This is a genomic window from Delftia sp. PE138 (assembly GCF_018320755.1).
In the GTDB taxonomy this organism is placed as follows: domain Bacteria; phylum Pseudomonadota; class Gammaproteobacteria; order Burkholderiales; family Burkholderiaceae_C; genus Comamonas; species Comamonas tsuruhatensis.
Window position 1 is genome coordinate 142,694 of sequence record NZ_JABEPN010000007.1, and the last position, 12,327, is coordinate 155,020.

9 protein-coding genes are annotated in these 12,327 nt (G+C 65.0%); all 9 read right to left on the reverse strand.

All coding sequences use genetic code 11. The features are described from left to right. Positions 1–241 precede the first annotated feature (241 nt). A complete protein-coding gene (locus HFGMBDPB_RS22230) occupies positions 242–2,086 on the reverse strand; it encodes an acyl-CoA dehydrogenase (RefSeq protein WP_212646276.1) in 1,845 nt (614 codons plus the stop codon). Between the two features lie 108 nt (positions 2,087–2,194). Further along, complete coding sequence (locus HFGMBDPB_RS22235) at positions 2,195–3,370, reverse strand: acetyl-CoA C-acyltransferase (protein WP_016446755.1); 1,176 nt, start codon at positions 3,368–3,370, stop codon at positions 2,195–2,197. A 59-nt stretch (positions 3,371–3,429) separates the two neighbouring features. Beyond that, on the reverse strand, positions 3,430–5,541 hold the full coding sequence (locus HFGMBDPB_RS22240; RefSeq protein WP_212646277.1) for a 3-hydroxyacyl-CoA dehydrogenase NAD-binding domain-containing protein: 2,112 nt from the start codon (positions 5,539–5,541) through the stop codon (positions 3,430–3,432). A 150-nt stretch (positions 5,542–5,691) separates the two neighbouring features. Further along, positions 5,692–6,387, reverse strand: a complete 696-nt coding sequence (locus HFGMBDPB_RS22245; protein WP_016446753.1) for an ABC transporter ATP-binding protein — start codon at positions 6,385–6,387, stop codon at positions 5,692–5,694. Between the two features lie 10 nt (positions 6,388–6,397). Continuing rightward, the gene (locus HFGMBDPB_RS22250) at positions 6,398–7,225 is read right to left on the reverse strand and encodes an ABC transporter ATP-binding protein (protein ID WP_013802770.1); all 828 of its coding nucleotides are present in this window, start codon (positions 7,223–7,225) and stop codon (positions 6,398–6,400) included. A gap of 3 nt (positions 7,226–7,228) precedes the next feature. Further along, positions 7,229–8,593: a branched-chain amino acid ABC transporter permease gene (locus HFGMBDPB_RS22255; protein ID WP_212646278.1), complete on the reverse strand. Its 1,365-nt coding sequence runs from the start codon at positions 8,591–8,593 to the stop codon at positions 7,229–7,231. 4 nt (positions 8,594–8,597) lie between these two features. Then, a complete protein-coding gene (locus tag HFGMBDPB_RS22260; RefSeq protein WP_017405244.1) occupies positions 8,598–9,551 on the reverse strand; it encodes a branched-chain amino acid ABC transporter permease in 954 nt (317 codons plus the stop codon). Positions 9,552–9,603: 52 nt separating this feature from the next. Continuing rightward, positions 9,604–10,839, reverse strand: a complete 1,236-nt coding sequence (locus HFGMBDPB_RS22265) for a branched-chain amino acid ABC transporter substrate-binding protein (RefSeq protein ID WP_154834509.1) — start codon at positions 10,837–10,839, stop codon at positions 9,604–9,606. A 241-nt stretch (positions 10,840–11,080) separates the two neighbouring features. Further along, the gene (locus HFGMBDPB_RS22270) at positions 11,081–12,316 is read right to left on the reverse strand and encodes a branched-chain amino acid ABC transporter substrate-binding protein (RefSeq protein ID WP_016452910.1); all 1,236 of its coding nucleotides are present in this window, start codon (positions 12,314–12,316) and stop codon (positions 11,081–11,083) included. Positions 12,317–12,327: the final 11 nt, after the last annotated feature.

Genomic DNA, 12,327 nt, shown 5'->3' on the forward strand with positions numbered 1-12,327 from the left:
CAATACTATGCAATGCCCAAACTTGGCTATACACGCTGTAATATCCTGGAAGGGCACCCCACCATATATTTCACGGACTGGGTCAAAAACCCCGAGTGGTGCGTTCGCGGAAAAACCAGGGAATGGGTCAAAGAGCAGGCCAGGCTCTCCGGCAACCTTGAAAATCCCTGAAATAAAAAAAGCGCAGACCACATGGTCCGCGCTTTTTTTGCATCCTCCGGCAGCCGTGCTGCCAACTCCCTCAGAACGCCTCTTCACTCATCTGCGCGCAAGTCATGTCGCGCTCACGCACGACTTTGAGCCAGGCGCCGATCTTCGGCAGTTCGTAGCCGAAGAAGTAGCGCATGGCGGCCATGCGGCCAGCGTTGGCGGGGGCGGTCAGGCCCGGGTCTTTGTCCAGCACGGCCAGGGACACGTCCAGCCAGGTCCAGGCCAGTACCGTGTGGCCGAAGGCCTGCATGTAGGGCACGGCATTGGCCAGGGCCTGTTGCGGGTCGTCGGTGGCCCATGCGGCCTTGGTGGTGGCGCCGACTTCCTGCAGCGCCTTGGCCAGTTCATTGGCATGGCCGGCCAGTTCGGGCCGGGCCATGGCGCGCTGGATGGTGTCGTTGATGCGCGTGGCCAGCAGTTGCAGGCCCTTGCCGCCTTCCATGAGCACCTTGCGGCCCAGCAGGTCCATGGCCTGGATGCCGTGCGTGCCTTCGTGGATCATGTTCAGGCGGTTGTCGCGCCAGTATTGCTCCACGGGAAAGTCGCGCGTATAGCCGTAGCCGCCGTGGATCTGGATGGCCAGGGAGTTGGCCTCCAGGCAGAACTCGCTGGGCCAGCTCTTGGAGATGGGGGTCAGCACTTCCAGCAGCAGCCGGGCCTCGGCCACGGATTCGGGCGTGCCGGTGTGCTGCTCATCGACCAGGCGCGCGCAGAACAGGTTCAGCGCCAGCGCGCCTTCGCAATAGGACTTCTGCGCCAGCAGCATGCGCTTGACGTCGGCGTGCTCGATGATGCGCGACTGGGGCCGCGTGGCATCCTTGCCGGCTGCACCCGGCGCCCCCTTGATCGGCCGGCCCTGCGGGCGGTTCTGCGCGTAGTCCAGGCTGGCGTGGTAGCCCGCCATGCCCAGCATGGTGGCGGCCATGCCGATGGAGATGCGGGCCTCGTTCATCATGTGGAACATGCATTTGAGGCCCTCGCCGGGCTTGCCGACCAGGTAGCCCACGGCCCCGGCGCCGCCGCGCACGGGAAAGCGCCCTTCCCCGAAGTTCAGCAGCGTGTTGGTGGTGCCGCGCCAGCCCAGCTTGTGGTTGAGGCCGGCCAGGGCCACGTCGTTGCGCTCGCCGGTCAGCTGGCCTTCGGTGTCCACGAGCTTCTTGGGCACGATGAACAGCGAGATGCCCTTGACGCCGGGCACGGGCTTGCCGTCCGGCCCCGGGATCTTGGCCAGCACGAGGTGGACGATGTTCTCCGTCAGCTCATGATCGCCCGCGCTGATCCACATCTTGTTGCCCTTGAGGCGGTAGCGCGGGCCCAGCGCATCGCTCTCGAAGTCGGCGCCATCGGGCTCGGCACGGGTGGCGATATCGCTCAGCGAGGAGCCGGCCTGGGGCTCGGACAGGCACATGGTGCCGGCCCAGCGGCCGTTGAATTCGTTGGCGGCGAAGACCTGTTTTTGCATGTCCGTGCCGTGGGCCATGATGGCGTTGGCATTGCCCGAGGTCAGCATGTTGGAGCCGATGCTGATGGAGGCCGCCGCGAAGAAGCTGTTGGCCGCCGCCTCCACGGTGTAGGGCAGCTGCATGCCGCCGATGTCGTAGTCCTGGGCGGCGCTGAGCATGCCCGAGTCGGCATAGGCCTGGCGCGCATCGTGGGTGCACTGGGGCAGGATGACTTTCTCGCCATCGAACTGCGGCTCCTGCGTGTCCACGGTGCGGTTGAAGGGGGCGTATTTCTCGCGGGCGATGCGCTCGCAGGTGTCGAGCACGGCATCGAAGGTGTCGCGCGAATGGTCGGCAAAGCGCTCGCGCTCGCCCAGCGCATCGGCGCGCAGCCATTCATAGAGCAGGAAATCGATGGTGGAACGCAGGCGCATGGTGGGGTCCGGAATCAAAAAAGAAGCCGCAGGCGCCGCCAGAGGGAGCGCGTGCGGCCAACAGGAGTAACGGGAACAGGCGGTGGCGGCCGCAGCCGCCACCTGTACTTACAGCACTTCGAACACGCCGGCGGCACCCATGCCGCCGCCGATGCACATGGTCACGCAGACACGCTTGGCACCGCGGCGCTTGCCTTCGATCAGGGCATGGCCCGTCAGGCGCTGACCCGACACGCCATAGGGATGACCCAGGGCAATGGCGCCGCCGTTGACATTGAGGCGATCGTTGGGGATGCCCAGCTTGTCCCGGCAGTACAGCACCTGCACGGCAAAGGCTTCATTGAGCTCCCACAGGTCGATGTCCTGCACCGTCAGGCCCAGCTTCTTGAGCACCTTGGGCACGGCGAAGACGGGGCCGATGCCCATTTCGTCAGGCTCGCAGCCGGCGACGGCAAAGCCCAGGAAGCGGCCGATGGGCTTGAGGTTGTTGCGCGATGCATAGTCCTCGCTCACCACCACGCAGGCGCCTGCGCCGTCGGAGAACTGGCTGGCATTGCCGGCCGAGATCACACCGCCCGGCAGCGCGGGGCGGATGCCCGAGATGCCTTCCTTGGTCGTGCCCTCGCGCACGCCCTCGTCCTTGCTGCAGGTCACTTCCTTGGTGATCAGGCCGCGCACCTTGTCGGCCACGCCCATGGTCACGGTGATGGGGGCGATCTCGGCATCCAGCAGGCCGGCCGCCTGGGCCGCGCAGGCCTTTTGCTGGCTGGCGGCGCCGTATTCGTCCATGGCGTCACGGCCGATGCCGTAGCGCTTGGCGACCTGTTCGGCGGTCTGCAGCATGCTCCAGTAGATCTCGGGCTTTTGCTTGGCCAGGGCCAGGTCCTGGATCATGTGCAGGTTCATTTCCTGCTGCACGCAGGAGATGGACTCCACGCCGCCGGCCACGTAGACATCGCCCTCGCCCGCGATGATGCGCTGCGATGCGGTGGCAATGGTCTGCAGGCCCGAGGAGCAGAAGCGGTTGATGGTCATGCCCGACGCGGTGATGGGCAGGCCGGCCTTGAGCGCGATCTGGCGCGCGATGTTCATGCCGGTGGCGCCTTCGGGGTTGGCGCAGCCCATGATCACGTCATCGACGGCGGCGGGGTCAACGCCTGCGCGCTGCACGGCGTGCTGCACGGCATGGCCGCCCAGCGTGGCGCCATGGGTCATGTTGAAGGCACCCTTCCAGCTCTTGGCCAGGGGGGTGCGGGCGGTGGAAACGATCACGGCGGATGTCATGGATATTCCTTGTATGGCGGGTTTGCGGTGGTTCGCAAAAAGTTCGTGCGCCGCACGTCTCAGCTGAATTGCTTGCCTTCGGCCGCCAGCTTTGCCAGCAGCGGCGCGGGCTGCCAGAACTGGGCATCGTCGTTGGGGTTCCTGGCGAAGCGGTTCATGGCCTGGACCACGTTGAACAGACCGACCTCGCCCGCATAGTGCATGGGGCCGCCGCGCCAGATGGGGAAGCCATAGCCGGTCAGGTAGACCATGTCGATATCGCCCGACTTGCCGGCGATGCCGTCTTCCAGGATGTGGGCGCCTTCGTTGACCAGGGCGAAGACCAGGCGCTGGACGATTTCCTCATCGGAGATCTTGCGCGGGGTGATGCCCAGCTCCTTGCGATGCGACTCGATCATCTGGTTGACCAGCTCGGACGGGATGGCGTCGCGCTTGCCCGCCTGGTAGTCGTACCAGCCCGCACCGGTCTTCTGGCCGAAGCGGCCCAGCTCGCACAGCTTGTCGGCCGTGCGGCTGTACTTCATGTCGGCACGCTCGACGGCGCGGCGCTTGCGGATGGCCCAGCCGATGTCGTTGCCGGCCAGATCGCCCATGCGGAACGGGCCCATGGCGAAGCCGAACTTCTCGATGGCCTTGTCCACCTGGGCGGGCGTGGCGCCTTCGTCCAGCAGGAATCCGGCCTGGCGCGAGTATTGCTCGATCATGCGGTTGCCGATGAAGCCGTCGCACACGCCCGAGACCACGGCGGTCTTCTTGATCTTCTTGGCCAGCTTCATCACGGTGGCCAGCACGTCCTTGGCGGTGTGCTTGCCGCGCACCACTTCCAGCAGCTTCATCACGTTGGCGGGGCTGAAGAAGTGCATGCCCACCACGTCCTGCGGGCGCTTGGTGAAGGCGGCGATCTTGTCCACGTCCAGCGTGGAGGTGTTGGAGGCCAGGATGGCGCCGGGCTTGGCCACTTCGTCCAGCTGCTTGAACACGGTTTCCTTGACGCCCAACTCCTCGAACACGGCCTCGATGATGAGGTCGGCGTTCTTGAGCGCGTCATACGACAGCGTGGTGCTCAGCAGGGCCATGCGCTGGTCGTACTTTTCCTGGGTGAGCTTGCCCTTCTTGACCTGGGCTTCGTAGTTCTTGCGGATGGTGGCCACGCCACGGTCCAGCGCTTCCTGCTTGGTCTCCAGAATGGTCACGGGGATGCCCGCGTTCAGGAAGTTCATGGAGATGCCGCCGCCCATGGTGCCCGCACCGATGACGCCCACGGTCTTGATCTCGCGCACTGGCGTGTCCGAGGGCACGTCGGCGATCTTGGAGGCCGCGCGCTCGGCCATGAACAGGTGGCGCAGTGCGCGCGACTCGGGCGACCACATCAGTTGCATGAAGGCTTCGCGCTCCAGGGCCATGCCCTCGTCGAACTTCTTGCGCGCGGCGTTCTCCACCGTGTCCACGCAGCGGGCCGGGGCCGGGTAGTTCTTGGCCATGCCCTTGACCATGTTGCGTGCGAACTGGAAGTAGGCATCGCCCTGGGGATGCTTGCAAGGCAGGTCGCGCACGCGCGGCAGCTGGGCACCCGCCGCGTGCTTGTCGGCCACTTCCAACGCAAAGGCCTTGGCCTCGTCCAGCAGGGACTCGGGCGAGGCGGCCATCTTGTCGAACAGCTTCTGGCCGGGGATGGAGGCCAGCAGCTCGCTCTTGACGGGTTCGCCGCTGACGATCATGTTCAGCGCGGTCTCCACGCCCAGCACGCGCGGCAGGCGCTGCGTGCCGCCTGCACCGGGCAGCAGGCCCAGCTTGACTTCAGGCAGGGCCACCAGGGTGCCGGGAGCGGCCACGCGGTAGTTGCAGCCCAGCGCCAGCTCCAGCCCGCCGCCCATGCAGACGGTATGGATGGCGGCCACCACGGGCTTGCTGCCCTGGTCCAGGGAGTTGATCAGCGAGACCAGGTGCGGCTCGCGATACGCCTCTTCCTTGCCGAACTCGTTGATATCGGCACCGCCCGAAAAAGCCTTGCCGGCACCCGTGATGACGATGGCCTTGACGGCCGGGTCGGAATAGGCCTTGTCCAGCCCCTCGACGATGCCCCGCCGCGTGGATAGTCCCAGGCCGTTGACCGGCGGATTGTTCAAGGTGATGACGGCGATGGCACCGTCCACTTTGTATTCAGCAGTCATGCTGTTGTCCCCTATGCGATAGAAAAAGAACGATCGTGCGATTTTGATTGTAAAAAAAACGCGGGCCGGCGCCACTGCGGTTTGTCCCAAGCGGGACAAGCGCCGTGGCCCGGGCCGCCTGCCGGGCAGCAGGCCCAGCCTTGTACGGCATCAGACCTCCAGCCACTCCTTGCGCACCTTCTGATCGGCGCGCAGCCCGTCGGGCGTGCCGTCGAAGACGATGCGCCCATGACCCATGACCAGGGCCCGGTCCGAGATGCTCATGGCAATGGTGAGCTTTTGCTCGATCAGCAGCACGGACACGCCGCGCTGCTTGATCTTTTGCAGGTACTCGCCCACCAGCTCGACGATCTTGGGAGCCAGGCCCTCGGTGGGCTCGTCGATGATGATCAGGTCGGGGTCGCCCATCAGCGTGCGGCACAGGGTCAGCATCTGCTGCTCGCCGCCCGACATCACGCCGGCCTCGGTGTGCTGGCGCTCCTTCAGGCGCGGGAACATGGCGTACATGTCGTCGAAGCCCCAGCGGCTGTCCCGGCCCTTTCCCTTCTGTCCCAGCAGCAGGTTCTGGTGCACGGTGAGATTGGGGAACACGTCGCGGCTCTCGGGCACGTAGCCCAGGCCCAGGTGAGCGATCTCGTAGGCCTTTCTGCCAGTCAGGCTCTGGCCCTTCCACTCCAGCGCGCCCTCCCAGTGCACCAGTCCCATGATGGCCTTGGCCGTGGTGGAGCGGCCCGAGCCATTGCGCCCCAGCAGCGCGACGATCTCGCCGGGCTGTACGGAAAATTCCACGCCATGCAGCACATGGCTTTTGCCGTAGTAGGCATGCAGGTTGTTGATGTTCAGCATCCGCGCTCCCTCAATGTGCACCAGCTTGTTGATCCGCCACGGACGAGCCCAGATAGGCCTCCTGCACGCGTGGATTGGCACGCACGGCCTCGGGCGTGTCGTAGGCGATGACTTCGCCGTAGACCACGACGGCGATCTTGTCGGCCAGGCCGAAGACCACGCCCATGTCGTGCTCCACGGTCAGCAGCGTCTTGCCTTCGGTGACCTTCTTGATCAGCTGGATGAAGTGGGCCGTCTCGCTGTTGCTCATGCCGGCCGTGGGCTCGTCCAGCAGGATGACGCCGGCGCCGCCGCCGATGGTGATGCCGATTTCCAGCGCACGCTGCTCGGCATAGGTGAGGTTCACCGCCAGCGTGTCGCGCTTTCTGTGCAGGCCGATCATCTCCATCAGCTCATCGGCGCGGGCGTTGGCATCGCGCAGCTTGGACAGGAAGCGCCAGCAGCTGTAGCGGTAGCCCAGGCTCCACAGCACGCTGCAGCGCAGGTTCTCGAACACGCTGAGCTTGGGAAAGATGTTGGTGATCTGGAAACTGCGCGACAGCCCCATGCGGTTGATTTCATAGGGCTTCTTGCCGTCGATGCGCTGGCCGTTGAGCAGCACCTGGCCGCTGGTGGGCTCGAAGCGGCCGCTGATCAGGTTGAACAGCGTGCTCTTGCCCGCGCCGTTGGGGCCGATGATGGCCACGCGCTCGCCGGGCTTCACGGCCAGTTGGGCGCCGCGGATGATCTCGGCCTTGCCGAAGCGCTTGTACAGGTCGCGCAGCTCCAGCGCGTAGGTGGCCTCGCCGGTCGCGGCAGCGGCGGCAGTGCCTGGTCGTTCGATTGCAATGCTGGACATGGTTCAGCCCTCCCCGCGCTTGATGGCTTCTTCGATCTCTTCCTGGATACGCTCCCAGCGCCGCAGGCACCAGCGCCGGGCCACTTCCAGCAGGCCCAGGCCCACGACGAAGACGGCAACGGCCACGGTCCAGGTGGAGGCCGAGCTGGTATCGAGCTGCACGCCCATGAACGAGACCTGGGAACCCAGGGCCGCGTTGAGCTGCAGGTGGTAGATCATCTCGACGATGGCGGCGCCGCCCACGATCATGACCAGGGCGCTGGCGGCGATGGCCAGGTAGGGCTGGGCCAGCCGGCGCCATTTGCCGAACCGCGCCACGCGCAGGTTCATCATGATCAGGCTGGCAACGCCACCGGGCGCATACATCACCATCAGCAGGAACACCAGGCCCAGGTACAGCAGCCAGGCCTTGGTCAGCTCCGACAGCAGCACCGAGGCCAGCACCAGCAGCACGGCGCCGATGATGGGCCCGAAGAAGAAGGTGGCGCCGCCCAGGAAGGTGAACAGCAGGTACGAGCCCGAGCGCATGACGCTCACGCTGTCCATGGCCGTGATGATCTCGAAGTTGATGGCCGCAAGTCCCCCGCCCACGCCCGCGAAGAAGCCCGCGATGATGAAGGAGAAGTAGCGCACGCGCTGCGTGTTGTAGCCCACGAACTCCACGCGCTCGGGGTTGTCGCGCACGGCGTTGAGCATGCGCCCCAGCGGCGTGCCCGTGAAGGCGAACATGGCGGCCGTGCAGACGAAGCAGTAGGCGGCGATCAGGTAGTACACCTCCATGCCCGAGCCGAAGGTCAGCCCGAAGAAGGGCTTGCCGTAGACGCGGTCGGTGGTGATGCCGCCCTCGCCCCCGAAGAACTCGGGGAACATCAGCGCCATGGACGCCACCAGCTCGCCGATGCCCATGGTGATCATGGCGAAGGTGGTGCCCGACTTCTTGGTGGTCACATAGCCCAGCAGGGCCGCGAAGAACATGCCGCCCAGGCCGCCGATGACGGGAATCAGCACCAGCGGAATGCCCCAGTCGCCGGAGCTGGCCCGGTTCATCGCATGGATGGCGATGAACGAGCCCAGCCCCGTGTAGACCGCATGGCCGAAGCTCAGCATGCCGCCCTGCCCCAGCAGGATGTTGTAGGACAGGCAGATGATGATGAGATAGCCGATCTGGCTGAGCATGGTCAGCGCCAGGCTGCTGGTGAACACCAGCGGCGCGACGATCAGCGCCAGGGCGAAGGCGCCCCAGATCAGGATGCGGCCGATGTTGAGCGGCTGGAAGCTGTAGTGGCGCCCCGCGCCCGCAGCCCCTGAAGCGCCCGAAGCGCCTTTTGCGGCAGTGGATGTCATGGTCGTTTTGGTGATCGAGGACATGGTGTCAATCTCCCCGCGTGCCCAGGAGGCCCTTGGGCCGGAAGATGAGGATCAGCACCAGGAACAGGTAGGGCAGGATGGGCGCGACCTGGGAAATGGTGAGCTTGAGCAGCGGCCAGCCGAAGGTCTGCTCGCCGACCGGGCTGCCCAGCGAGGTCAGCAGGCTGGCCAGCGACCAGTCGATGGCCACGGCAAAGGTCTGCACGACGCCGATCAGCAGCGAGGCCACGAAGGCCCCCGCCAGCGAGCCCATGCCGCCGACCACCACCACCACGAAGATGATGGAGCCGACCGACATGGCCATGGCCGGCTCGGTCACATACGTGTTGCCGCCGATGACGCCGGCCAGCCCCGCCAGCGCGCAGCCGCCGCCGAACACCATCATGAACACGCGCGGCACGTTGTGGCCCAGCGCCTCCACCATCTCGGGGTTCTTGAGCGCGGCCTGGATGACCAGGCCGATGCGCGTGCGCGTCAGCAGCAGCCAGACGGCCACCAGCATCAGCATTGCCACCAGCATCACGAAGGAGCGCGAGCGCGGGAACTGCGTGCCGTACAGCGTGAACAGCGGGCCCTGCAGCGCGGGCGGCAGGCCGTAGGGCACGGTGCCGCGGCCCCAGACCAGCTGCACCACCTCGAGGATGAGGTAGGACAGGCCGAAGGTCACGAGCAGTTCTGGCACATGGCCGTACTTGTGCACGCGGCGCAGGCTGTAGCGCTCGAACATGGCGCCCAGCGCGCCCACCAGCAGGGGCGCGACGAACAGCGCGCCCCAGAAGCCGATGATGCCGCTGAGCGTGTATCCGAAGTACGCGCCCAGCATGTAGAAGCTGGTGTGGGCGAAGTTGAGCACGCCCATCATGCTGAAGATCAGCGTCAGCCCCGAGCTGAGCATGAACAGCAGCAGTCCATAGCTCACGCCGTTGAGCAGCGATATGGTGAAGAACTCAAGCGTCATCGAAAGGCCTTGGTTTCGGTGCGTTGGGGACAGGAAGCGGTGCGTGCCGCTCTCAGGACGGGCGCTTCATCTGGCAGGACGTGGGCGTGCTGGCCACGTAGGGCTCGTAGTACTTCACCGGGGCGAAGGTGTAGCCCGTGTTCTCGGCGTCATAGGGGTTCTTGCCGCCGGCCTTTTCCCAGCGCGTGATGTACAGGCCCTGCTGCAGCTGGTGGTCGGTCTTGCGCATCTCCACTTCGCCGTTGAAGCTCTTGAGCTTCATGCCCTCCAGCGCGGCCGCCACCTTGACGGGGTCGGTGCCGCCGGTCTTGGCAAAGGCCGCATCCAGCAGCGCGAACACGTGGTAGATCGAGCTTTGCGTGAGGTCGTCGTTCATCTTCTTCTTGAACTCGGCCATCAGCGGCTGGATGGCCCCCCCCATGTTGTAGTGGCCGTAGCCCACGGTGTAGACCTTGCCGTCGGACGCCGCGCCCATGGCCGTGGGCGAGCCCGAGCCGAAGGCGTAGTAGGTGTAGAACTTGACGTTGTTCAGGCCCGCGTCATTGGCCGCCTTGAGCAGCAGCGACAGGTCAGAGCCCCAGTTGCCCGTGATCACCGTGTCGGCGCCCGATTGCTTGATCTTGGCGATGTAGGGTGCGAAGTCGCGCACCTGGGCCAGCGGCGCGAAGTCATCGCCCACCACCTGCACGTCGGGCCGCTTGGCCTTGAGCATTTCCTTGGCGTACTTGGAGACCTGCTGGCCGTGCGAGTAGTTCTGGTTGATCAGGTAGACCTTCTTGACCTCGGGCACGTCCTTCATATAGGTCGTCAGCGCTTCCATCTTCATGGAGGTGTCCGCATCCAGGCGGAAGTGCCAGTAGCTGCACTTGCTGTTGGTCAGGTCCGGGTCCACGGCCGCATAGTTCAGGTAGACGACTTCCTTGCCCTTGTTGCGCGTGTTGTGCTTTTCCAGCGCATCCATGATGGCCAGGGCCGGGCCCGAGCCGTTGCCCTGCACCACGTAGCGTGCGCCCTGGTCCATGGCCGAGCGCAGCACGGCCGTGGTCTCCTGCGGGCTGAGCTTGTTGTCCAGCGGGATGATCTCGAACTTCACGCCCGAGGCATTTTTCTTGTTGAACTCCTCGGCCATCAGCTGGAAGGTCTTGAGCTGGTTCGTGCCCACGGCGGCCATCAGGCCCGACAGCGGGTCGATCCAGCCGATCTTCACCGTCTCGCCCTTTTGCGCCCAGGCGCCCGAGGCACAGGCCAGCATGGCCGAGGCGGCCACCGAATGCACGATCCACTTCATTTTTCTGTCTCCTTTTTCCGGTTGATTCGGATATCTGTATTGGCGCCAGACTAACGCCTGAATGACAATTTCCCTTCGGGGAATGCCTTAGAAACTATCGCGCATGCGACTTCGCCGCAGTCCGGGACACATTGGCGACAGATCGTCATCGATCAGCCCATGAACCCGTGTTTTGACCGATTTCAGGCAAAAGAAAGGGGCGCCTCGCGCCCCTTGCGAAGTCAGCCTGCCTGCCTGGGCGTCATGAAGGACGCTTCATCTGGCATGAGGTGGGGGTACTGGCCACATAGGGCTCGTAATATTTCACGGGCACAAAGGTGTAGCCGGTGTTCTCCGAGTCCATCGGGTACTTGCCGCCGGCCTTTTCCCAGCGCGAGATGAACAGGCCCTGCTGCAGCTGGTGGTCGGTCTTGCGCATCTCCACTTCGCCGTTGAGGCTGTTGAACTTCATGCCCTCCATGGTGGCCGCCACCTTGGCCGGGTCCGTGGTCTTGGCGCGCAGGAAGGCCTGGTCCAGCATGGTCAGGCCCGAGTACAGCGAGCCCGTGTACATGTCGTCGTTGAACTTGGCCTTGTAGCCCTTGGTGATGCGGTCCAGCGGGCCGGGCAGGTTCAGGTGGCCGTAGCCCACCATGTAGACCTTGTCGGCGGCGGCCGCGCCCATGGCCGTGGGCGCGCCCGTGGCAATGGCGTAGTAGGTATAGAACTTGACGTTGTTCAGGCCAGCGTCGCTGGCGGCCTTGATCAGCAGCGCCAGGTCCGAGCCCCAGTTGCCCGTGATCACCGAGTCGGCGCCCGATTGCTTGATCTTGGCGATGTAGGGCGCGAAGTCGCGCACCTGGGCCAGCGGCGAGAAGTCGTCGCCCACGATCTCCACATCGGGGCGCTTGCGCTTGAGCATCTCCTTGGCGTACTTGGAGACCTGCTGGCCATGCGAGTAGTTCTGGTTGATCAGGTAGACCTTCTTGACCTCGGGCACGTCCTTCATGTACGTGGTCAGGGCCTCCATCTTCATGGAGGTGTCCGCATCCAGGCGGAAGTGCCAGTAGCTGCACTTGCTGTTGGTCAGGTCCGGGTCCACCGCCGCATAGTTCAGGTAGACGACTTCCTTGCCCTTGTTGCGCGCGTTGTGCTTTTCCAGTGCGTCCATGATGGCCAGGGCCGGGCCCGAGCCATTGCCCTGGAAGACGTAGCGCACGCCCTGGTCCATGGCCGAGCGCAGGGCCGCCGTGGTTTCCTGCGGGCTGAGCTTGTTGTCGATGCCGATGATCTCGAACTTCACGCCCGAGGCCGTGCCCTTGTTGAGCTCCTCGGCGATGTACTGCAGGCTCTTGAGCTGGTTGGAGCCCAGCGCGGCCATGAGGCCGGACAGCGGGTCGATCCACGCCACCTTCACCGTCTCGCCCTTCTGGGCCATGGCGCCCGTGGCGCAAGCCAGGGCCAGGGATGCCGTCAATGCCTTGATCGCAAACTTCATGAAGCGTCTCC

Bases quoted from the DNA above. Each gene is read 5' to 3' on its own strand.
- HFGMBDPB_RS22265 (WP_154834509.1), bottom strand. From the start codon at position 10,839: ATGAAGTGGATCGTGCATTCGGTGGCCGCCTCGGCCATGCTGGCCTGT.
- HFGMBDPB_RS22250 (WP_013802770.1), bottom strand. From the start codon at position 7,225: ATGTCCAGCATTGCAATCGAACGACCAGGCACTGCCGCCGCTGCCGCG.
- HFGMBDPB_RS22245 (WP_016446753.1), bottom strand. From the start codon at position 6,387: ATGCTGAACATCAACAACCTGCATGCCTACTACGGCAAAAGCCATGTG.
- HFGMBDPB_RS22235 (WP_016446755.1), bottom strand. From the start codon at position 3,370: ATGACATCCGCCGTGATCGTTTCCACCGCCCGCACCCCCCTGGCCAAG.
- HFGMBDPB_RS22255 (WP_212646278.1), bottom strand. From the start codon at position 8,593: ATGTCCTCGATCACCAAAACGACCATGACATCCACTGCCGCAAAAGGC.
- HFGMBDPB_RS22270 (WP_016452910.1), bottom strand. From the start codon at position 12,316: ATGAAGTTTGCGATCAAGGCATTGACGGCATCCCTGGCCCTGGCTTGC.
- HFGMBDPB_RS22240 (WP_212646277.1), bottom strand. From the start codon at position 5,541: ATGACTGCTGAATACAAAGTGGACGGTGCCATCGCCGTCATCACCTTG.
- HFGMBDPB_RS22230 (WP_212646276.1), bottom strand. From the start codon at position 2,086: ATGCGCCTGCGTTCCACCATCGATTTCCTGCTCTATGAATGGCTGCGC.
- HFGMBDPB_RS22260 (WP_017405244.1), bottom strand. From the start codon at position 9,551: ATGACGCTTGAGTTCTTCACCATATCGCTGCTCAACGGCGTGAGCTAT.